General features: G+C 40.5%; 17 protein-coding genes. 7 read left to right on the top strand and 10 right to left on the bottom strand.

All coding sequences use genetic code 11. The features are described 5' to 3' along the window. Positions 1–195: 195 nt before the first annotated feature. The 4 genes from H5181_RS05775 to H5181_RS05760 form a co-directional block, all read right to left on the bottom strand. Positions 196–1833: a sigma-54-dependent Fis family transcriptional regulator gene (locus H5181_RS05775; protein ID WP_182750481.1), complete on the bottom strand. Its 1638-nt coding sequence runs from the start codon at positions 1831–1833 to the stop codon at positions 196–198. 198 nt (positions 1834–2031) lie between these two features. Beyond that, entirely contained in the window at positions 2032–2289 is a 258-nt protein-coding gene (locus H5181_RS05770) for a cytochrome c3 family protein (RefSeq protein WP_165871062.1), read from the bottom strand. A gap of 137 nt (positions 2290–2426) precedes the next feature. Further along, entirely contained in the window at positions 2427–3629 is a 1203-nt protein-coding gene (locus H5181_RS05765) for a DcaP family trimeric outer membrane transporter (protein WP_182750479.1), read from the bottom strand. Positions 3630–3698: 69 nt separating this feature from the next. Next, positions 3699–5231 carry a flavocytochrome c gene (locus tag H5181_RS05760; RefSeq protein WP_102037321.1) on the bottom strand — a complete coding sequence of 511 codons (1533 nt, stop codon included), beginning with the start codon at positions 5229–5231 and terminating at the stop codon, positions 3699–3701. A 913-nt stretch (positions 5232–6144) separates the two neighbouring features. Here H5181_RS05760 and H5181_RS05755 point away from each other — a divergent pair. Then, positions 6145–6843, top strand: a complete 699-nt coding sequence (locus H5181_RS05755; protein WP_011636000.1) for a hypothetical protein — start codon at positions 6145–6147, stop codon at positions 6841–6843. Positions 6844–6945: 102 nt separating this feature from the next. Here the strand turns inward: H5181_RS05755 and H5181_RS05750 are convergent, their stop codons facing one another. From H5181_RS05750 to H5181_RS05730, 5 genes are all read right to left on the bottom strand, one after another. After that, the gene (locus tag H5181_RS05750) at positions 6946–10818 is read right to left on the bottom strand and encodes a S8 family serine peptidase (protein WP_182750478.1); all 3873 of its coding nucleotides are present in this window, start codon (positions 10816–10818) and stop codon (positions 6946–6948) included. A 293-nt stretch (positions 10819–11111) separates the two neighbouring features. Then, positions 11112–11573 carry a transcriptional regulator AsnC gene (gene asnC, locus H5181_RS05745; protein WP_182750477.1) on the bottom strand — a complete coding sequence of 154 codons (462 nt, stop codon included), beginning with the start codon at positions 11571–11573 and terminating at the stop codon, positions 11112–11114. A gap of 100 nt (positions 11574–11673) precedes the next feature. Beyond that, complete coding sequence (rluA, locus tag H5181_RS05740) at positions 11674–12351, bottom strand: bifunctional tRNA pseudouridine(32) synthase/23S rRNA pseudouridine(746) synthase RluA (protein WP_011636003.1); 678 nt, start codon at positions 12349–12351, stop codon at positions 11674–11676. 94 nt (positions 12352–12445) lie between these two features. Further along, positions 12446–12736, bottom strand: coding sequence for a hypothetical protein (locus tag H5181_RS05735; RefSeq protein WP_011636004.1), 291 nt, complete (start codon positions 12734–12736; stop codon positions 12446–12448). 32 nt (positions 12737–12768) lie between these two features. Beyond that, the gene (locus tag H5181_RS05730) at positions 12769–13188 is read right to left on the bottom strand and encodes a hypothetical protein (RefSeq protein ID WP_011636005.1); all 420 of its coding nucleotides are present in this window, start codon (positions 13186–13188) and stop codon (positions 12769–12771) included. A 577-nt stretch (positions 13189–13765) separates the two neighbouring features. On the opposite strand from H5181_RS05730, the gene H5181_RS05725 reads away from it, so the two are divergent. Both H5181_RS05725 and H5181_RS05720 read left to right on the top strand, forming a co-directional pair. Next, positions 13766–14755: a 2-hydroxyacid dehydrogenase gene (locus H5181_RS05725; protein WP_011636006.1), complete on the top strand. Its 990-nt coding sequence runs from the start codon at positions 13766–13768 to the stop codon at positions 14753–14755. A 100-nt stretch (positions 14756–14855) separates the two neighbouring features. Further along, positions 14856–15593, top strand: a complete 738-nt coding sequence (locus H5181_RS05720) for a dienelactone hydrolase family protein (protein ID WP_011636007.1) — start codon at positions 14856–14858, stop codon at positions 15591–15593. Positions 15594–15662: 69 nt separating this feature from the next. Here the strand turns inward: H5181_RS05720 and H5181_RS05715 are convergent, their stop codons facing one another. Continuing rightward, complete coding sequence (locus tag H5181_RS05715) at positions 15663–16202, bottom strand: mechanosensitive ion channel family protein (protein ID WP_102036968.1); 540 nt, start codon at positions 16200–16202, stop codon at positions 15663–15665. Between the two features lie 151 nt (positions 16203–16353). Between H5181_RS05715 and H5181_RS05710 the strand changes: the two genes are divergently transcribed. The 4 genes from H5181_RS05710 (at position 16354) to H5181_RS05695 (ending at position 21632) form a co-directional block, all read left to right on the top strand. Then, positions 16354–17097, top strand: a complete 744-nt coding sequence (locus H5181_RS05710) for a spermidine synthase (protein WP_011636009.1) — start codon at positions 16354–16356, stop codon at positions 17095–17097. Between the two features lie 220 nt (positions 17098–17317). Beyond that, positions 17318–17887: an alkyl hydroperoxide reductase subunit C gene (ahpC, locus tag H5181_RS05705; protein ID WP_011636010.1), complete on the top strand. Its 570-nt coding sequence runs from the start codon at positions 17318–17320 to the stop codon at positions 17885–17887. 112 nt (positions 17888–17999) lie between these two features. Beyond that, a complete protein-coding gene (gene ahpF, locus H5181_RS05700) occupies positions 18000–19565 on the top strand; it encodes an alkyl hydroperoxide reductase subunit F (RefSeq protein WP_182750476.1) in 1566 nt (521 codons plus the stop codon). 447 nt (positions 19566–20012) lie between these two features. After that, positions 20013–21632 carry a methyl-accepting chemotaxis protein gene (locus H5181_RS05695; RefSeq protein ID WP_011636012.1) on the top strand — a complete coding sequence of 540 codons (1620 nt, stop codon included), beginning with the start codon at positions 20013–20015 and terminating at the stop codon, positions 21630–21632. The last annotated feature ends 139 nt before the right edge of the window (positions 21633–21771 follow it).

The following is a 21771-nucleotide window of genomic DNA, read 5'->3' as shown; positions in this document are numbered from 1 at the left end:
TCAAGATGACAAAACTCTTAATCTATTTGTTATTCAAACAAACTTAATGTCCAGTGTATTCATTGCTTGATTCATGTCCGTCGTACAATGATTGCTCGGTGAATAAAACATCGTGATGGTAGTCTATCTTTATCTCTTTGTTACGTAGATTTAGATTATATCGCTGTCTTTTAATAGTTTACTAAATGATTTATGTTAATCGAAATTTTGAAGTTCATCATATTCTTTCAACTTTCGATATAGGGTCGCGAGGCTCATTCCGAGTTTTTTGGCTGTGAGTGCTTTGTTATTATTTAGGGTTTCTAATACCGAGACTATATAGTCTTTTTCAATGGTATTAAGTGGTTTAATACCATTATTTATCGATGGTTTAGTGATATTTTGATGAAATTCTTCTGGTAAGTCTTCAGGCATAATCTGTGGCCCAGGACTTAACACTACCGCCCGTTCAATCGTATTGGCGAGTTGACGAATATTGCCTGGCCAGTCGTAGTTGAGTAATAAATCTGCTGTTTTGTAGTTAAAACCAGTGATTTTTCTACCCAGTTTTTCATTGAAATCGGACAGAAAACAGCGCGCTAAGGGTAAAATATCTTCTCCTCGATTCCTTAGTGGAGGGATTTTGAGTTCGATAACATTGAGTCGGTAGTAAAGGTCTTGACGGAAATCACCGGCTTCAACCGCTGCTTCTAAATCTTTATTGGTTGCCGATATGATTCGAACATCAACATCTTTTATATTGTTGTCACCTACTCGACGGATTTGTTTTTCTTGAATCACTCGCAGTAGTTTAGTTTGCATCGAAGGAGAAAGTTCGCCGACTTCATCGAGGAATAGTGTTCCACCGTTGGCACTTTCGATCAATCCCATTTTGTTATTTTCAGCCCCTGTAAACGCGCCTTTTACATGGCCAAATAGTTCACTATCTAACAGAGATTCAGTTAGTGCACCGCAATTTATTGCCAGTAAGGGTTTATTATTTCTATCGGAGTGGCGATGAATAAAATCAACTAATTTCTCCTTACCTACGCCACTTTCACCTGTGACTAAAATTGATGTGGGCACCTTAGCCACGTTAATGGCCATTTCGATGAGTTTTTGCATCGGATGGCTATTGCTGATGGGGTAACTACTGTGGGAAAAATTGTTTTTAGCGCTTAAATTGATATTAGAGTCTCGAGGAAAATACTCTTCAATTTTTAATATGTCTTGTACTTCGGATTTAATGTTGTCGTTGTTGATCCCATTATAATATTGCAGAAGGGGTAAGGCTTCATCACCCCATTGATCGATATAATTTCCGACTAGGCGGCAGTGACAGTCGCCTTTTGCTTGGCATTCTGGCTCAATAAAATAAACTGTGCGTTGTTGTACATTTGAAACATAACCGCTTGCGAACCCCACTTGCTCCCAACAAGCGACATCAGTAGATTGTCCATTTAAGCGAAGTTCCTGATCGGCTTCATATGAACCAATAAAGTAAGTTTCAACCAGTGGTGAGCCTGACAGTCCATCGGTGCGCTGACTCGTAAGTACTTCGCCAAAACCAAACATAGAGCAAATCATTGGGCCTAATTTTCCCTGACGCGCTTCTGACCATACTTCAGGCATTTTTCGTTTTATTTGTTCTGCTAATAGCCAACCTCTTATAAACCCAGAACGAGTTATTATCGTTCGTGTAGCTTCTTCCCCTATGGTCTTGAGTAACTCTTTTCTAAGCATACCGTGAGATACCATGTCCGTAAGGTATGCCCTTTGGTCAAGAAAACTCATTGTGCCGCCATGAGGTTTAAATGCTAAAAGTTCTCGAAGATCCAATTGTGACGTTTTCATCTACATCCATTTATTTAACTGTTGTAGGGAGCGTAACATCACTAATGTTGCATTTCAGTGAGGGTCTTCTTACTTATATGATTTAAAAAAGTATCTTAATTGTTACTGACTAAAAAGAGGGGCGACGCCTTAAATATGTCTAAGGCGTTATTTGTAGTGACTTGTTTATAATTAAAAAATTATAGACATGTTAATTATTTAAGGTACGTTAAATTCAAACTCATGGCAGTTATTACAAAAGTTTTCTGATGTTTCGTGTTCTGCATGACAGTTCTCACACTCAAGTTCTACGCCGTAATGAGGTGAGTCATGTTTATCGGGGGCACCATGATAGTCTTGTTTTTTTTGCGGTAATTCGTGGCACGTTAAACACTGTTCCATTGGTGCAGCTTCAAAAGGTTTGCTGATGTGACAATCTGCACAGTTCAATCCCGCATTTTTGTGGTGGGATTTCATTGTTTTAGCGTTTGCATAGTGTGTAAAAAAAAGCGTGAGTACAGTAAGTAACGTTAATATCAGTTTTTTGTCCATAATGTTCATCCAGTCAGAGTACACGCAGCGGTTTTTACTGTCACCGCTGCAATATTGGTTTGTTAGAAGGTATATTTCACATAAGTTTGAAAGCGTGTCATATCACCTTCTTTTTCGGCCATGTTTTCGACATCACCCATGGTGACGCCTACTGCCCATTCAATATCCGGTGTAATGTTCCAAAATAGGTTTGTGTGCCAAGAGAAGGCTGTTTTATTGGCATATTCAGTAAGAATACCGTCTTCAAGGCCTTTCTCGTCTTGTTCTGAATAACCTGCACCAATGGCTAATCGCATATTTTGTTGAAGCGCAAAAACGACTCCGCCAGTAATGCTGCTGTATTCTAAGGTATCTGTTTCCCCATCAGCATTGATACCGGCACCGGCATTAAAACCTAGACCAGCATAACGACCAATACCATCACCGTACATTAAGCCGAGAACTGCCTTATGACCGTCTCCAAATTTAAGGCTAGTGTTTAATGCTAGGCCATAACCAAAAGCATCATCACCTTCTAGTTCAAATCGACGGATCACGACTCTTGGTGAAAAAGTAACTCTACTATTAGCGTAAAAGTACTTGGCAATAATATCTGGCATGACATCTTCACTTGAACCGTTATTCACTAGGGTATAAGGGCCTGCGGCTGTTAGTCCAAGCGTTGGGTTTTCAAGACTGATCGAAGTGTATTGACCTTTACCTATATTGTATTGGTAGCGAACTTGAGGCTGGCGGACAAACGTGGTTCCAGGATCGGTGGCGAAATCCATCGATGGCATGATGCCTGCAAAATCCATGAAGTTAGACCATGTTTGCCCCGCTAGAACCACGTGTTTACCCATGGTCATCTCACCATATGCATGGCGGATCCTGAAGCCGTTACTATTAGACCAAGTTGGACCATCACTATCGATGTCGGCAAAAAAGTCTCCTTCAACATAAGTCTTTAATGTGCCATATTTATTTTCTGATGCGGTTTTAATGAATACGCGGCTTTCTCTTGCCGTCATGTGTAAATCCGATTTTTCTGCGTTGGCAGAGCCATCAATTGGAGTGGTATAAACACTATAAAGATCGCCATTAAATGGGGCCGTTATCGTACCGTCAGTATCGTAATTTACCATTAGTTTGGCGTAACCACCGACAGTCACTTTAGTGTCTGCGATATCAAATTCGGCCGAATTAACTGAGGCAGTGCTAAGCATAAGCGGTATTGCAATGGCGACAGCTGTTACTAATGGTTTACGTGAATATAATTTATTCATAATGATTTTTCTCTTTCATAAGTTCATCAATATTTGTCGACTGGGCATTTTGCCCAGTCGTTATAGTTGTTATGCTTTTGCTACATTTTTACCGGCAATACGGCCAAACACGATGCAGTCGGGAATGGCTACAGTACCTAGGCGACAAGCACCATGTGTCCCCCCAGTAGATTCACCACATGCAAACAATCCTGGAATGGTTTCTCGTGTGGCAATGTTGATGACTCTTGCTTCTGTATCGATTTCAACACCGCCCATTGTGTGATGTGCTTTAGGCCATAAACGAACAGCATAGAAAGGTGCTTCGACAATTGGTTGCTGATTCATTGAGAACGGTTTATTAAACTCAGGGTCATTTTTTGCTAAAACATAGCTGTTATAACGTTGTATTTGTGCCTCTAGCGTTTTAGCCGACATATTATAGTGAGCAGCTAGAGCTTGAATGGTGTCAAAGGTATGTACTACTTTTCGGTCAAGTAGCTTAGGCATAACATGCATAGAAGCTTTGACTCCTTTTGCATCACAAATCGCAACGGCAACATTACCTGTTTTGATAATGGCATCGGCACGCACTTTACGGTCAGCAAGTTCGTCAACAAAACGTTCACTAGTTTCAGGATTAACCATTACCCCGTGAGTAAAGGCTGAGTAAGCAGCGAAAATAGGAGCAAGCCCAAAGCCTTTTTCATCTGGTGAAGCCCATGGTCCTAGCTGGACCCATGAAAGTTGCACTGGATTTGCGCCAACACGGATCATTTCTTTTAAACATTCAGAAGTGGCTCCCATGTGATTTGTTGTTGCAAGCTCTTCTGTTAATCTAGGATCTTGTGATGAGCGATACACCACGTCGGCAGCAAAGCCACCAGATGCCATTACAACGCCTTTATTGGCTTTGATGAAATGTGTTGCAGTAGAGTTTTCTTTACCAGGCTTGAATTTAGTGATCACCTCAAGTCCTACAATTCTGCCTTCTTTATTGCTTATTAGGCGTTTTACGAAGACTTTCTTTTTGAGTGGGATACCTAGTTCTTTTGCTTTTTCTAACATTGGGTGCACGATACCTGAACCAGATTGGTTATAAGTGGTATGTGTTCTTGGGATTGAGTGCCCGCCGAATTGTGCGAGTTTTTCTTTGAATTTCACACCAAGATAATCTCGGCACCATTCAAATGCATCGTTAGATTGTTCGGCAACCATACGTGCTTGTTTAGGGTAGTTAAGACCAAGACCCGCTTTATACATATCAGCAAGCATTGCATCAACAGAGTCTGTTACACCATTGGCTTTTTGAATATCACTGCCGACGACGGCCATACCGCCACCATTGATGGTTGAGTTGCCACCAGGAACAGGCATTTTTTCAAGTACCACAACTGATGATTTAGCATTTTTAGCTTCGATGGCGGCAGATAAACCTGCAAATCCACTACCGACAACAACGACATCATAGGTCTCATCCCATTTATCTGGTAATGACGTGCAGCTTGACTCTGTTTTGGCAGAAGCAAAGCCGGATAAAGCTAATCCAGCTGTTGCGGTAGTAATACTGGTTGCTTTTAAAAAGTGGCGTCTTGATAGATTTGTTTTAGTGTCTGTACTCATTATCGTCCCCTTAATATTAATGATTTTTAAACGAGGTGAATATTTACCTATTAACCTGTTTATTCATTTTCTTGTTTGAAAATGTAAGCATTAAAGTAAGAGCATGTAATGTGCCAGTTATTTTTTGTTTTTAATTAATTGATTTGTTTAGGTAAAGTTATAATGTGTGATGTTGGTTACTGTATTGTTGAGAATTAATTTCTCACAATAATGTATCGAGGGTTTTACTTATAATTGATACAGATCACGCCTTTGTTTTGCTGACAAGCCGTATAGGCGCTTCTATAGCGAGCTTATTGAATCTTGATACAACACTGCTTAGTGGAGCAACGGATTGTGAGATATCATTTATTATTCCAAGTTGAGGCCAACTATCAGGCAAACGGTTATCGCTTTAAATAAGTTAAGAGGAAAGTTAGGACTGTAGTGTTTACCACAAACTATGTCGGCAGTTATGAGTGTCGTGGTGGTACTGATAAAACCTATTTTTTGTGTCCATGCTTTTAAAATGTGAAGCTTCTTGGATAGTCAGTCAGCTTGTTAGCATGGATAACTGATCATGAGGGGGCGTAGTGATTTTACTAATAAAGTTAACATGTAGAGTTAGGGGCGAAATAAAAGGCGTGAATCATTATAGATTTTCTTAGTCATGTCTAATTCTATTACTATTCAAGATAAAATGTGATTTGTTTCATTTATGAGCTAAATTTATATCATATAAACAAAGTTTAATATAATTGTTAATATATTATTATTTTTAATAAAGCATTATGAATCATGTCTTTATATTTATTTAGTTCTCTATCGATACGACATGGTTTGTTTTTGCACGTATACAGTATTGCGATTGTACATGTTGGGTATTAGTTTGACCTGTCTTCGTCACTTTTGACGCTTATAAGAAGGAGTTTCCATGCAAGCACAATTTAATGTTCAAATTGGTTCTTTTCGTAAAATCAATAAGATCCCGAATGCTTGGTCAAATGAAGACTACCTTCAGTTGATGGCTATTATGGGCTTAGATGATGGCCTAGAAGGAATGGAGGCTACTGAACTTAGAGAAATGTGCATGATGTCTCTAAATGATTTAGAGGCCAATGAAGCCGCTAAAATCGTCTTGACGCATTTATTCAGTGAATTGACTGAAGGGAAAATTGATCAATTAAGTAATGACATGATCGGTGACAGAATGTGGGAAGAATATTCTGATTGCTTGCTCCATGAAGGTTTTTTTAGCGCTTATGCCTTATTGAGAGAAGCATTTAATGGTGTTTTTGCCGAGCCTACCGGTGTTGAGTTTATGGTTAATGTCACAGCAGCTGACGCAGCAGAGCTAACTATTTTTGATGAGTCATTACATGCATCAATGGTACGTCTTCTCGCATCTGGGCTATCTCCCGATGCGCTCTTACATCGATTATATGAAGACCAAATTACCGGTACGCAATTTCCAGAAGCCTTAGGGATATTGTGGAAGCTAGAATTAGTATCAAGTGAAGGTTTATCTCGTCAGTTTAAGATGGTGAGTTCAGATTTCTGGTTTGGGAAATTGGCGAATGTAGAGCAGTTTGAAGCTTCTGCTCATGCTGATGAATCGGATGAAAATGAATAACTAACGCTACCTAGTTTCATATTTTTATCCCATAAAAAAACCAGCTGATAACAGCTGGTTTTTTCTTATATTAATTTGGCAATGCCAAATTAATGATTACTATTATGAGTGCTTACGACGACGTAATGCAGCTAATGGAAGTAATAGTGCAGTTAACCAACCCATAGAACCACCAGAAGATTGCTCTACTTCTTCGGTGACATTAATGGTTGCTGTACCCGGTGCACTTGTCAGCTCACCGTCAGATGCGGTTACTGTGAAAGTGAAGGTGTCATCACCAACTGGAGCAGTAAACAGAATTGATGGACCACCGTTAGTAAAGCTAACACTCTTACCACCAGTTTGAACCCAATTATAAGTTAAAGCATCACCATCAATGTCTTTACCATTTGCTTTTGCTGTTACTACGAATCCACCAGCGCTATTCATTCCTGAAGGCGCAACCGTTGGGGCATCATTAACGTTATTAACAGTAATAACAACTTGTGTAGGCGTACTCAAATTCCCTTCTTCATCAGTTGATGTATAAGAGAATGTATCGGTGCCAGTGAAGTCTGCAGTTGGTGTATAAGTAAATGCACCATCTGCTGCTAACGTCAGTTCGCCATTAGTCACTTCATCAACAAGAACAACAGTGTCTAATTTCCCAACTGGAGACACATCGATTAAGCGTTGAGCCTTAGCCGTCATGCCATCACCCGTTACTTGAGTACGAGCTACTTTTTGGTCTGGCTTAGTATCATTATCTAATACATTACCTTCCATAGAAGTATCTTCATCAAGTGAAGGAGCGTCAGCTTGGCCGAAGCTAAACTCAGTAACCATTGCTTTATAAGCAAGTTCAACACTACCTGCTGTAGTTGATTTAACTTCTACCCAATCATCATCTGTAACAGATGTGCCTACACCGTTAAAGTAATGAGTTGTACCTATGTTACCACCGATGTTTTCAGCGCCAATCGTTACGTTAGCTGGCATACCAGGAATATCGTAATAATTGAATGTGACTTCTTCAGTATCGCCAGTTTTGAACCACACACTAAAGCTATACTGATCACCTGATGGATCTCCCCAAAGCTGTGCATCATTCCATTCAACAACTAAGAATGAATCTGTTCCAGTGTTCACGACACCAAGAGAGAGTGCTCCACCACCAGTATCAGTAACATCGCCAGAGCCATCGCTTAAATCAAAGTCAGACCAGAAAGGTGCAACAATATTATTAGGATTTGAGCCATCTGGCAGCTCTTTATTTGCATAAGTACCTGCGGCTGAACTACTACCTGGAATCACAATACCATTAGGAGAGATCGAAATTGAGGTATAAGTTTGGCCATTGTATTTATAAGCTGGAACACCATATACAAGTGTATTTTCATCACAACCGTCTAAACAAGCAGGTGTTTGACTTAAGCCAAGAGCGGTAATATTTGGATATGCACCAGTGCCACTAGTCGTGACCATTTCAGGTAAATCCATTGAACCAACCCAAGTGATAACCCCCGTGTTTTCATCAACAGATAGTCCATTTTGCGAAGCGCCGTTCAGGACCACAGATACATCATCTTTTGAGGTAAGCTTAGTGCCTTTAGGAGTCGTAGCCGTCAGAGTTACCGTGTTTTCAAACATAGTGTTATTCACAACAGATTTTATTGTGAAAGGATCTGCAACAGAAATATCAGTGTCAGTTGTAAAAGCTGAAATTAATGATGAATCGCTTGATTCTTTAGCGAGTACAGCCAATGGAAGGTGAGCATTTTGCTTTCCTTCAGTACTAGTAATCATGACATTACCGAAAATCCAGTCACCGTATTCACTAAATGTTGAATCAACAGTGACTGTGAAGGTTGCTGATGCACCTGCTTCAAGTTCAAGTGTTGAAGGTGAAATCATTAGGCCTGCAGTACCAGAACTTGCAGAAAGTGCCCAAGATGATTTTTCATCACTCTTGTTGTAAACCGTACGAGTAAAGGTACAGATACCAACACATGAGTCTGCAGCTATAGAAGGCTTATCAAATGTTAACACTGCTTTTGCTGCAGCATCTAAATCCATACGACCTGCACCCATAGCAAAAGGCGTTGCTGGTGTTGATGAGTCGTCATCTAGGATGCCATCAATTTTAGATGTAGATGTTAGCGCGGTCTTAATATCAGTTGCTGACCATGTAGGATGTAGCTGACTTAAAAGCGCTGCAGCACCGGCAACATGTGGACTAGCCATACTAGTACCAGAAATCATATTAAAGTCTTCTCCACCATCATCAGGTGAGAAAGCCGATAAAATGTTGGTGCCTGGAGCAGCTAGGTCTGGCTTGAGAATATTTTCATTACCATTTGGACCACGAGAGCTAGACTCATTGATAGAATCTGCAAGACCACTGGCCATGATACGTTTAATGTCAGCGCCAATAGTACCTTGAGTAGCTGTATCACCCATAGAATCTAAAATCGCCATGCCGTCATCTTCGCCGATCATAACTGAAGGGAAGGTAATACCCGGCACTGACATGGTGATTGGTGCACCAGCACGGTTGTTATAAACAACAACGGCAGTTGCGCCAGCAGCTTCAGCGTTAGTTACTTTATTGCTAAAGTTACAAGTACCACGTGAAATCAGTGCTATACCATCTTTAAATGAATCTGCAGCGAATGGTTTACAACCTTCAAAGTTTTCGGCATCAATATTGAGTGCTGAAATAACAGTTCCGGTGATGTCCATATCAATTTCAGTATCAGAACCTGGAATCGCTAATAAATCATCACCACCAGTATTGAAGCTGTTAGCGAAGTAACGGCCTGTAGTGCTGTTAGCCACTGTGATACCAGACTCAATACAACCAGGGCAACCTACTGTTTTTGCTGCATTACCATCATTACCCGCAGCACTTACCACTACAATGCCTGCAGCTTCGGCAGCTTCAAACATCGTTTTGTATGGGCTACTTGAAGGATCAGCGCCAGCGCCACCACCCCATGAATTGTTAATGACGTCAGCGCCATCATTAACAGCATGCTCTAATGCTTCCATTAACATGATGTTTGAACCACTACCACCAGTACAGTCAGCTTTAGAATAAAGTGCTTTGTAAGCCATTAAATATGCAGCTGGAGCAACGCCTGATAATGTAACGTCAACACCTTGGAATGTTGTTTCTACTTTGTTACCAACAGCTGTACCAGCAACGTGAGTACCATGACCACCAAATCCTAGTGGGCTCATGTATTCATCTGGACAGACTTGGGATGTAGGTTGCGACCAACGTGCAACAATCAGTTTGTCGTTACAAAATGAACTATCAACCGTTGAACAGTAGTCATCTGTTGGCATCATACCTGTTGGCGCTTCAAAACCTTCTCCTGAGAACATTGGGTTTTCAGGACGAATACCACCATCAATAATGGCAACTCGGATACCTTTACCAGCGTTTTCCATGCCATCTACAGCATTCCACATAGCTTCACTGTTGATTATTTCATGTGAAGCATCCATGTTTGTTTCGTACATTACTTCAGGATATACAGAGATAACTCCTGGAATAGCCATTATTTGTTCAACAGTTAACCCTTGGCCAACAATCGTGACACCGTTAAATAATGTTGTAAATTGACGTTCAACTTTAGCATTTGAAGCCGCCTTTGAAAGGGCTTTTGTAAATGCAGCTTGCTCGGCCTTAAGATGAGACGCATAACTCTTAACTGGAGCTGATTGAATATCTAATTTGCTATTTTTATCTTTAACAGCGGTAGAGGCATAAGTTGAAATACCACCTTGATATTTTGCAACAGCAGGTGATTCTAGTTCAATGATATAACGCTGAGGAGCTTTGACATCGTTAATTTTTATCGCAGGTTTTTTATGATGGTCAGCTGAAAGCAGTTCAATGCCTGCATGGTTAGAGCTATATTGAGTATTTGCATAAGTAGCACTTGATATTAGTGCTGCCGAAATGGCTAGGGCTAATTTTGTCTTCACAACTTCTTCCTTGTTTTTAGACACCACTCAATTAGAGAGGGATATCGCTGTAACACGATGAATATTAAGTGGTGGTGTTTATAATATTTTCGGTTTTTTGCTGCACTCTATGGCGCATCAATAGCATTTGTAGCACAAAGATTTAACAAAAGTAACACTGTAACTTAAAAAAATGGCAATCAATTGTTAATAAGTATGTGCTGGTTTGTGATTGACGTCGTGCTATTTATTAGTGGGAGTTGACAGTTCTGAAGTTAACTCGGGGGCTTGAGGGCTACTTAGCCCTCGATGGTCTATGGCTTTACTAATCTTACGATGGGATTTTGTAGGCTAATAAGTGTTTCAGTAGACTGGATTTCATCAATAGATTGAATACGATTAATCAGCACATGCTGCAATCCATCGATAGATTGGCACATTACCTTTACAAATACCGAGTAATTTCCGGTGGTGTAATACGCTTCCACTACTTCTTCTAATTCATTTAGCTTGGCAATAGCAGCGGGATAATCGCCAGCACTCTTCAAGTTGATACCGATAAAACAGCAAACATCATAACCGAGCGCTTTGGGGTTTACGGTAATTTGCGCACCAGTAATAATGCCAGCTTGTTTCATTTTTTCAACGCGAACATGAATCGTCCCAGCACTGACATTAAAACGTTTTGCCAGTTCCGCAAAAGGTGTTCTGGCGTCTTGCATAAGTGCGGTGAGAATATGATTGTCTAATTCATCACGTTGAAATGAGCTATCCACGGTATAAAGCCTAATAAACCATTAATTGGCCATAAATCTACGACTTTCATTGCATAATAGCTACTAAAATTAGCATGGTTATTAACAATGTTTAATTTTGTTATTGATCAGCCGTTGGAGTCATGAACGTGACGGGGGACTCAAAATGCATTACTTGCTGAGAGTAGGGATGAGTTATCGATAATGCCGCGGCATGAAGGAGTAATCTAGGTGATAAGCTTTTTGCTAAAGGATCGGCATAAAATCCATCGCCCAGAATCGGGTGGCCTAATGCCATCATATGAACTCGAAGCTGATGTGAGCGTCCAGTAATAGGAGTGAGTTTGACTAATGTAGACTTAGCACCATAGCTCACGACTTCAACTAACGTCACCGAAGGTTTACCAACTGTGTGGTCGACTTTTTGTTTGGGTCTATTAGGCCAATCACAAATTAGTGGTAAATCGACTTTCGAGATATTGGATTTCATATGACCAGCCACTCGAGCAAAATAGGTTTTGGCTGTTTCTCTATCACGAAATTGACGTTTTAATTCTCGTTCAGCACTGCGCCGTAGTGCGACGACAATGACTCCAGAGGTTGCCATGTCTAATCGGTGTACAATTTGTGCATTTGGATGTTCAGCTAAAACTCGAGAATAAATACTGTCATGGTAAATAGCTTCTCTTCCTGGAACCGATAGTAGTCCAGAGGGCTTGTTTGCGACCAGAATATCCTTGTCTTGATACACAATATCTAACCAAGGGGTGGTAGGTGGGGTGTAAATGAAATCAGCCATAGTTGCTCTCGTGAGTCAATTCGCGGCAAAGATACCGCTAGGGCTTATGATGTGCAAGTATAGAATGGTATTGCTGGGAGACTAAAATAACGATTTAAGAGAATGCATTACCGTTGACGTGCATGATGGTGAATGTCCACACTACAAATGCGAGTGGGATATGTACCAACGCATAAAAGCATTGATCAAGACGGCTCATGCCTTTTGCTTGCCAAATTAAATATAGATGCGCACCAATAACTGTCGGAAATAGCGCTAACAATGGATAAAGTGAAAATGGACTGGCATCAGTAAAAATGGCATGAGTCATCAACGCCCAAACTACCATCAAAGCGGTAGTCATTGGCGGCATAGCAACGCGATATTGATCTGGGTAAGGGAACATCCCATGTCCTTAAAGTCATCTGTTGTGGCGTATTAGCCTTTTATTTCTTTTTTGCTCTGAATCACTTTTCGATGAACTACCGAGTAATGGCGTAATCCAGCAGGTCCGTGAGATACAATAACAGATAATAAAATAATAAAGATGACTAATTCAGAATGACACTGACTTATTTGAATAAAAAAACCTAGCAATATCACTTTTAGTAGGGTTAACACTCCTTTGAGTTGTATCAGCCAGCGCCAATCTCTAATGATTTCCCAACTCATTAGTAATACACCGGATATGATTGCAACAAGCCAATAATTCAACCATAGAGATAACTCAAGATTAAATATTATGCCACCACCACTGCCGACTACACCAATAATATGTAGTGCTCTGAGTGCAGTTTTGCTTATCCGTTCAATCCAAAATCGACGGTCTGATACTGGCAAGTTTTTTTTCTGATTCATAGTTTCGTTGTTAGATTAACATTGCGATAACACTAGCAATGTTAACTCGTGAAAACAGTGATGGGTACAGCAATTCTTCTCATTCTCAATAGTGATTATTCAATTTATTAAGTTAACGCCGTAAATAGATATTCTTTGCCATGTGTTCTTGCAATTTTTGTATAGCTTAAGAGGTTAATTCTCTCTTGAGTATTCGCGGATCGTGAGAAGAGAATATGTTGATGTAAGAATGCAATCTACACTCGTTATTTTAGCTTTTGGCGGTATCACAGGAATAGTGAATGCGGCTCCAGATAACTTGGCTGAATCCATGTTGATATGGTTAAGATATGGATGATGTTTATAACGTCAATAAGTTGTTTTTTTTATTGGCATTATAAGCAAACTATACAGTAGAGTGATTATTGTTGTTGCTATTCACAAGGCCTAGCCTGGATCACAATTTCATCTTTATCCCGTGTGATATTGACGACAATAACTGTTAATTCACATACAATTAACTTCTGTTTTGAGCGCGACTATTGCGGTAAATCGTTGTAAACGATCGCGATAGCGCCATTAACGCATTTGGAGCCTTATGAGAATTGGATTTTTTAGCGCAAAGCCTTACGACATCCGCCATTTCAATAGTATTAACGAAACCTTTAAGGTTGATATTGAATTCTTTGATTACCGACTTTGCATGCAAAACGTAAAATTAGCAGAAGGCTATGAAGTTGTGTGTGCGTTCGTCAACGACTCTTTATGTGAAGAAGTGTTAGTTGAGTTGGCAAAAGGCGGTACAAAAATTATTGCCATGCGTTGTGCCGGTTTCAATAATGTTGATTTAATCGCTGCCGAGCGACTCGGTATGAAAGTCGTTAATGTACCAGCATATTCACCTGAGTCAGTTGCCGAGCATTCGGTGGCCTTAATGTTGACCTTAAATCGTAAAATTCATAAAGCTTACCAACGTACTCGTGACGCCAATTTTGCTTTATCGGGTCTTGTCGGTTTTAACATGTTTGGCAAAACCGTTGGGGTGATTGGTACTGGTAAAATTGGTTTGGCGACCATTAAAATTTTGCTCGGCTTTGGCTGTAAAGTGATCGCCCACGATCCTTATCCAAACCAAGCGGTAATCGACTTAGGTGTTGAATATGTCGATTTAAATACCTTATACCCACAATGCGATATCATTAGTTTGCATTGCCCGTTGACCAAAGATAACCATCATTTACTCAACAAGGTCAGTTTTAGCCAAATGAAGCAAGGCGTAATGGTGATAAATACCAGCCGCGGCGGATTACTTGATGCATTTGATGCTATGGAAGCGTTAAAAGATGGCCAAATTGGCTCGTTAGGGCTAGATGTATACGAAAATGAAAAAGGATTATTTTTCGAAGATAAATCAAATGAGATTATTCAAGATGATATCTTCCGTCGCTTGTCTGCTTGTCATAATGTGATTTTTACTGGTCACCAAGCCTTTTTAACTGAAGAAGCATTAAATGCGATAGCCTCAACAACATTAACTAATGTGACGCAGTTGACCACTGGGCAAACTTGTAATAATGAGCTGTTTTAATTCGAATGGGTTAACCTAAATACTTACGAGTTTATAAACTATAATCACATTCTGTCCAGCCTGATAAAGATTAGGCGCAGAGCACAATAAATGGAACATTATGATTACAACAACAGAAATCCACGACATTAAAACGGCTACGGGCTTAATGCGTACCACGCTTTATCGTCCAGACACTAAAGGCCAATTTGCGACCATTATTTTCTACTCAGAAATATTTCAGCAAACCGCGCCTATTGCTCGCTCAGCAGCAATCTTAGCCGGTCATGGTTTTGTTGTATTAGTACCAGAAGTGTTCCATGAGCTAAATCCTATCGGAACCGTGTTGGCGTATGACGAAGCCGGTAAAGATAAAGGTAATGCAGACAAGTGGGCCAAGCCTTTGGAACATCATGATAGTGACACTTGTGCGTTAGTTGACTTTGCACGGGCACAGTCATTTTGCAACGACAAAGTCGGAGCTATGGGCGTTTGTATCGGTGGTCACTTAGCTTACCGCACCGCACTTAATCCAGACATCAGCGGTGCTTTTTGTTTATACCCAACCGACATTCATTCAAACACATTACCTTGCCAAGAAGGTAATGACTCACTGAGTCGAACTGGCGATATAAAAGGCGAGTTAGTGATGGTGTTTGGTAAGCAAGACCCGCATGTTAGTAAAGAAGGGCGAAAGCTTATTTACCAAAAGCTTGAACAGGTAAATGCAAACTTTACTTGGCAAGAGGTCAATGCACAGCATGCCTTTATGCGTGATGAAGGCGAGCGTTATGATGCTGCTTTGGCTTTGCAAATGTACTTACAAGCTGTGGCATTTTTTCACAGAGTGTTAAACTAGCTATGTAAGATACAATCAAAAAGGCGCTAAATGCGCCTTTTTTGTGTCTGAATATGCGGGAAATAACGGTTATTTACGTTTAGGTATCACACGTTTTATCGGCTGTACTTTCTTTGCTGGCATTTCATTTGGCAGTTTTATAACCCCTTTTTGTAATAGCAGGCTGTTAGGGTAAGTCATCACGTCACCGGACTCGCGTTTAATTAAAATGTGAAATAATGCTATTTCTACAATCACCCCAGACATATCTTCGTCTTTTTCAACAATTCTAATTCTGTCGCCAATGCGATACGGAAAAGCAAAAAATATTAGTACCCCAGCGGTAATGTTACTGAGGATTGACCACTGGGCAAATAATGCCACGCCTAAAACGGCAAACGCCGAAGAGACAAATAACGATACCTCTTGATAGCCTAAACCGAGCGATATCGCCATGATTGAGATTGTGACAAAAAACATAAAGTAAGAAATAAGCCGAGTCACTAAGCGACTGCGCACTTCGTTAACCTGTTTTTTCTCAGCTTGTTGCCTAATCCATTTACTCACTTGGCGCTGAGCAAACAAAAATACCGCTAAATACACAATACACATCAGCAACTGGTTAAGCATGTAAATTCCCTGTCGAATAATGAAGGCCAATAAATTCTATCATCAGTAATAAATTGGCTAATAAGGCTCAGACTTGGTACTTCATTCTGAGGTACAATGCGGTTTTATTGCTTGCATAATAATGATTGCAAGCCAGCCAACAGAGTGAAGTATGTCCGATTATAAAGTATTGCATGTCGACAGTGATAGTGTTGGTGATTTTTGTGTGCTCGATGATGGTGATTTTAGAGTGTTATCTTTTGGAGATAACGACGAGCAAAGCAAAATGGATAAAGCCCAACCACATGTGCCGCAGCATACTTATGTTCAGGCAATGCTTGCGGTATTATTATTTACTCAACCTAAAAGTGTGATTATTTTAGGCTTAGGCGGCGGAGCATTAGTCCACTCGCTTCGGCATGTTGATGCCGCGATTAAAATTACTGCAGTAGAGTTACGAGAAAGGGTAATTGAGGTAGCCAAACGATTTTTTCAATTGCCACTGGGTAAAAAATTGAACTTAGTTCATCAAGATGCCAATGTCTTTTTGGCCAATGCAGAACACAAAAAAGTCGATGTCGTTTTTGCCGATATATACAGTAACAAAGGTGTCGATAAGCAACAGCTATCAACGCTGTTTATTGGTCAAGCAAAGCAACTTTTAAAAACGGATGGTTTTTTAGTGCTTAATTGTTGGAAAGAGCATAGCCGTGACACCCAACTGCGTGACACTCTTTATAGCCATTTTACCCATGTTTATGCTTGTTTAACTGGCGGTGGTAATTGGGTTGTATATGCCACTAATGGTCATACTGGGTTTGCCGCCGCGAACAATAAGCAAGCCTTACAAGCATTATCGCAAAAGCTCGATACCAACATCAGCCGCGTATTAACTCGTTTTGGTATTTGGGAATAACTCACCTTGATAATAGAACGTTGATCATTACGACGTTCTGTTTTATCGATTAACATTAAGTTCAATATGAAAAATCGATTAAGGTGATAGTTTTTATCCGTTATACTTAATTCATCTCCATCGCTATTATGATTCACACCAGATGACGAGCACATGTTCATCATCACCGACACCACATGGTATCGGGTTAACGTAAATCTTAATTCCAATGGAGCATGACATGACACAATCTATCATCAATAGCACTATCAAACCTTTCAAAGCAACAGCATTCCACAATGGTGCTTTCGTTGAAGTTACAGAGCAAGATTTATTAGGCAAGTGGGCAGTAGTATTTTTCTACCCAGCTGATTTTACTTTCGTATGTCCAACTGAATTAGGCGACATGGCTGACCATTACGAGAAGCTACAGGCAATGGGCGTTGAAGTTTACTCAGTATCAACTGACACTCACTTTACTCACAAAGCTTGGCATTCAAGTTCAGACACAATCGGTAAAATTACTTACCCAATGATAGGTGACCCAACTGGCGCAATCACTCGCAACTTTGGTGTGATGATTGAAGAAGACGGTTTAGCCCTACGTGGTACTTTCGTTATCAACCCTGAAGGCCAAGTTAAAGTAGCTGAAATTCATGACCTAGGTATTGGCCGCAGCGCTTCTGAACTAGTTCGTAAGATTCAAGCTGCACAATATGTTGCAACTCACGATGGCGAAGTATGTCCAGCTAAATGGCAGCCTGGTGAAGAAACATTAGCTCCTTCAATTGACCTAGTCGGTAAAATCTAACCGCTAAGTTCACCCTTAGGTTAGTAATATCATCTCCAGCTAGTCGGTGTTCCCCCGGCACTGACTAGCACTTTTAAACTCATCGATTATTGCCCATTTTTTAGGAGTTGTTATGTTAGATGCGAATGTAAAAAATCAACTGAAAACCTATCTGCAAAACCTCAAGCGCCCAGTTGAACTTGTCGTATCTGCAGATGACTCAAACAAAGGCAAAGAATTAACCAGCCTAGCCCAAGACATTGTTGACTCATCAGACTTAGTTTCAGTCACGTATCAGCAAGGCAAGCGCACACCAAGCATGAGTGTGATTAACCCACAAGCTGCAACCAACATAACCTTTGCTGGATTGCCAATGGGCCATGAATTTACCTCACTGGTGTTGGCGTTATTACACAGCGGCGGACATCCGATTAAGTTGGATGCGGATATCATTGAACAAATCCGTCAGCTACCTGGTGAATTCCATTTTGAAACCTATATTTCGTTAAGTTGCCAAACCTGTCCAGAAGTGATCCAAGCACTTAATATGATGGCGGCAATTAACCCAAATATTACTAACGTGATGATTGACGGTGCGCTTTTTCAACAGGAAGTCAGCGATCGCAATATCATGTCAGTTCCATCAGTATTTTTAAACGGCGAAGCCTTCTCTGTCGGTGCCATTAGCGTTGTTGAAGTACTGAATAAATTAGATAAAAATGCTGCGGGCAGACAAGCCAAACAATTAAACCAAAAATCAGTTTTTGATATGTTAGTGGTTGGCGGCGGCCCGGCAGGTGCAGCCGCGGCAATTTATTCTGCTCGTAAAGGCTTAAACACCGGTATTGTTGCCGATAAATTTGGCGGACAAGTCGCCGAAACAGTAGGTATTGAGAACTTTATTTCAGTGTCTAAAACTGAAGGTCCTAAACTAGTTGCTAACCTTGAAGACCACGTTAAAGATTATGACGTCGACATTATGCAAAACCAACGTGCGTTGAGTTTAGCTAAAAATGGCCTGTTTGATGTGACCCTAGAAAGTGGCGCAACCCTAAGCAGTAAAACGATAATCTTGGCAACGGGTGCACGTTGGAGAGAAATGAACGTCCCAGGTGAGCAAGAATACCGTAATAAAGGTGTAGCGTATTGTCCACACTGTGACGGACCATTGTTTAAAGGTAAGCGTGTTGCGGTTATCGGTGGTGGCAACTCAGGAATTGAAGCGGCTATCGATTTAGCCAATATCGTTGAACACGTCACCGTACTTGAGTTTGACAGTAAGTTACGTGCCGATGAAGTGCTACAGCGCAAAGCTAAATCAATGGGTAACATCACGATTATTACCCAAGCGATGACCACAGAAGTAAAAGGTGATGGTACCCGCGTAACCAGTTTGATCTACACCGATCGTGCAACAGGTGAAAGCAATACCGTTACCTTAGCCGGTATCTTTGTGCAAATTGGTTTAGTGCCCAATACTGAATGGTTAAAAGGTGTGGTTGATATGACACCTCGTGGCGAGATTATTGTCGATGAGCGTGGTCAAACCTCAATTCCAGGGGTATTCGCCGCAGGTGATGTAACCAATACCCCGTTTAAGCAAATTATTATCGCTATGGGCAGCGGCGCAACAGCATCACTGGGTGCATTTGATTATCTGATCAGACATTCAGAAGAAGAGGATGTAAAAGCTGCATAGCAGATTGTAAGATTTGTTATATGTGGTTTTATTTCAACCACCGAATAAGAATAGCCCGCATTTTTGTGGGCTATTTTTTTGTTTATTCATTTACAATTTTTCATCGTAGGGATTGGCAGTTTATCAATAACTGATAAAGAAATTGATATATTAGAAAAGTTTCAAGTATATTGGACTTAGGTCGATAGCCTTTACGTACATATAGACATAGATAGTCATTTACGCATGAGCTTTATTTCGTTAGAAAGTATTTTTATAACAATAAAATAGTACCAGCTATGGTGAATTGACTAAAGATTGATGTGAAGCGGTATCCGTAGCAACACAATAAACAACCTCAAGGATTGAGACTAGGCATCACAGTTCTCAATAGCAATATCTCAGTAGCTGTATTGATAAGCTCTACATTGGTTTTATCTTCATTTGATTATCGCTTGGGGGCGGAATATGAATTGGTTTAGTAACATGTCAATCTTTAAAAAGGTTGGATTGATTTTTGTGTTATCGGTTATTATTTTTGCCGTTAACCTTGGTATCAGCACTGTTGCGATTAATAAAAATCGTGACACCTTGTCTTTCATGGAAACCAAGGTGGCACACCGGGTTGAACTTGCAAATCAAAATGTCATTTATGTACAACGCTTAGATGAGTTATATACTCAAGCGGTATCGTTTGCAGATGAAGATTTACTTGAGAACGCCAATAAAACGTTTGTTTCACTTAACGATAATTTAACCGACTTATCAACTACCGATCAGCAAGAAACTGCAGTTTTATCGCAATTATCTAACAACCTCAATGAATACAATACCATGACACTATCATTGGCTAGAGGCATGCTTGATGGCACGATCGATATGGCAGATGTGGGACAAATTAGTCAGAAAAAAGCTAAGATTTTCGATAAACTGACCAACGGAATTACTGTTTATAAAGCCGACAAAGTGGATGAGTTTAGCTCTACCATTAAAGAAGCTGGCGACCGTTCAGAGCAAAGTTTATATCTTTCATTTAGCATCGGTATCGCATTATTGGTATTTATGGCACTTGCTACCATTTCTATTGCACGTGCCATCAGTGGTTCTGCTGGTGATGTTGCAAACTCATTGGGTGAGTTAGCAGATGGTAAAGGTAACTTACGCCACCAATTGACGGTTGCAGGTACTGATGAACTGGGGCAAGTATCGAGTAATTTTAACCGTTTTTTACGTTTATTAGCGGACTCTATTCAACGTGTAGTCAGTGTAACCAGTCCATTATTAGACAGTGCGTCATCGCTAAAAGAACGTATGGCTGTAGCGACTAAGGCAACCAAGCAACAAAGCCACGATGCTAAAGCCGTGCATATGTCGATGGAAGAAATGCGCCACTCGGTGAATGACATTTCACATAGTGCCCAGCAAGCGGCAGAAGCTGCGCAAGTTGCTGAACGAGAAGCGACGGAGGGCTTGGCTGTAGTACAACGTACAGTGAGAATTTCACAAGAACTTAACTCCGGTATTGAGCTGGCATCTAACTCCATTCATGAATTAGCCAAAGATACCGAAAGTGTTGGCTCTATTTTGAACGTAATTACCTCTATTGCAGATCAAACAAACTTATTGGCGTTAAATGCCGCTATTGAAGCAGCTAGAGCGGGTGAGCATGGGCGAGGTTTTGCCGTTGTTGCTGATGAAGTTCGTGCACTTGCTTCTAAAACGGCAGACGCGACTAAAGAAATTCGTGGTGTACTAGAGAAGCTTAAAATCGCCGCTGAATCATCGGTAAGTACTATGGATGTGGCGATTACTAAGTCATCAGAAAACGAGCGTTATGCTAAAGATACCGGTGAAGTATTAAGCTCAATTCAATCTAAAATTGTCAGTATTAATAGTATGAATACTCATATTGCTTCAGCCACTGAACAGCAATCTTTGGTTGCTGCACATGTGGCGAATAATGTGGTTGAAATGAATGCATCATTTGAACAAACATTGGGTATTCTTGCAGAAGTGCAGGGCATTTCAGAAGGATTAGATGGTTTTGCTAATGAGCTTAACCACGCTACCTCACAGTTTAAATTGTAATATTGCTGACAATTCAGATCCAAATGTGAGTGGTACACCATAAAAAAACGCACAGAGAAATCTGTGCGTTTTTTATTTTATCCCGAACCAAAAAGCCTTCTGCTCCGCAGTGTTTATCCTCTCTGCCTGACGACATATG

This window comes from Shewanella sp. SG44-2, from assembly GCF_014164215.1.
GTDB classification, from domain to species: Bacteria; Pseudomonadota; Gammaproteobacteria; order Enterobacterales; family Shewanellaceae; genus Shewanella; species Shewanella frigidimarina.
The sequence above is the reverse complement of the archived record's forward strand: the minus strand, read 5'-3'. Positions and strand labels throughout refer to the sequence as shown.

Bases quoted from the DNA above. Each gene is read 5' to 3' on its own strand.
- H5181_RS05710 (WP_011636009.1), top strand. From the start codon at position 16,354: ATGTCCGATTATAAAGTATTGCATGTCGACAGTGATAGTGTTGGTGAT.
- H5181_RS05725 (WP_011636006.1), top strand. From the start codon at position 13,766: ATGAGAATTGGATTTTTTAGCGCAAAGCCTTACGACATCCGCCATTTC.
- H5181_RS05760 (WP_102037321.1), bottom strand. From the start codon at position 5,231: ATGAGTACAGACACTAAAACAAATCTATCAAGACGCCACTTTTTAAAA.
- H5181_RS05770 (WP_165871062.1), bottom strand. From the start codon at position 2,289: ATGAAATCCCACCACAAAAATGCGGGATTGAACTGTGCAGATTGTCAC.
- H5181_RS05775 (WP_182750481.1), bottom strand. From the start codon at position 1,833: ATGAAAACGTCACAATTGGATCTTCGAGAACTTTTAGCATTTAAACCT.
- H5181_RS05755 (WP_011636000.1), top strand. From the start codon at position 6,145: ATGCAAGCACAATTTAATGTTCAAATTGGTTCTTTTCGTAAAATCAAT.
- rluA (WP_011636003.1), bottom strand. From the start codon at position 12,351: ATGGCTGATTTCATTTACACCCCACCTACCACCCCTTGGTTAGATATT.
- ahpC (WP_011636010.1), top strand. From the start codon at position 17,318: ATGACACAATCTATCATCAATAGCACTATCAAACCTTTCAAAGCAACA.
- H5181_RS05765 (WP_182750479.1), bottom strand. From the start codon at position 3,629: ATGAATAAATTATATTCACGTAAACCATTAGTAACAGCTGTCGCCATT.
- ahpF (WP_182750476.1), top strand. From the start codon at position 18,000: ATGTTAGATGCGAATGTAAAAAATCAACTGAAAACCTATCTGCAAAAC.
- H5181_RS05695 (WP_011636012.1), top strand. From the start codon at position 20,013: ATGAATTGGTTTAGTAACATGTCAATCTTTAAAAAGGTTGGATTGATT.
- H5181_RS05730 (WP_011636005.1), bottom strand. From the start codon at position 13,188: ATGAATCAGAAAAAAAACTTGCCAGTATCAGACCGTCGATTTTGGATT.
- H5181_RS05715 (WP_102036968.1), bottom strand. From the start codon at position 16,202: ATGCTTAACCAGTTGCTGATGTGTATTGTGTATTTAGCGGTATTTTTG.
- H5181_RS05735 (WP_011636004.1), bottom strand. From the start codon at position 12,736: ATGTTCCCTTACCCAGATCAATATCGCGTTGCTATGCCGCCAATGACT.
- H5181_RS05720 (WP_011636007.1), top strand. From the start codon at position 14,856: ATGATTACAACAACAGAAATCCACGACATTAAAACGGCTACGGGCTTA.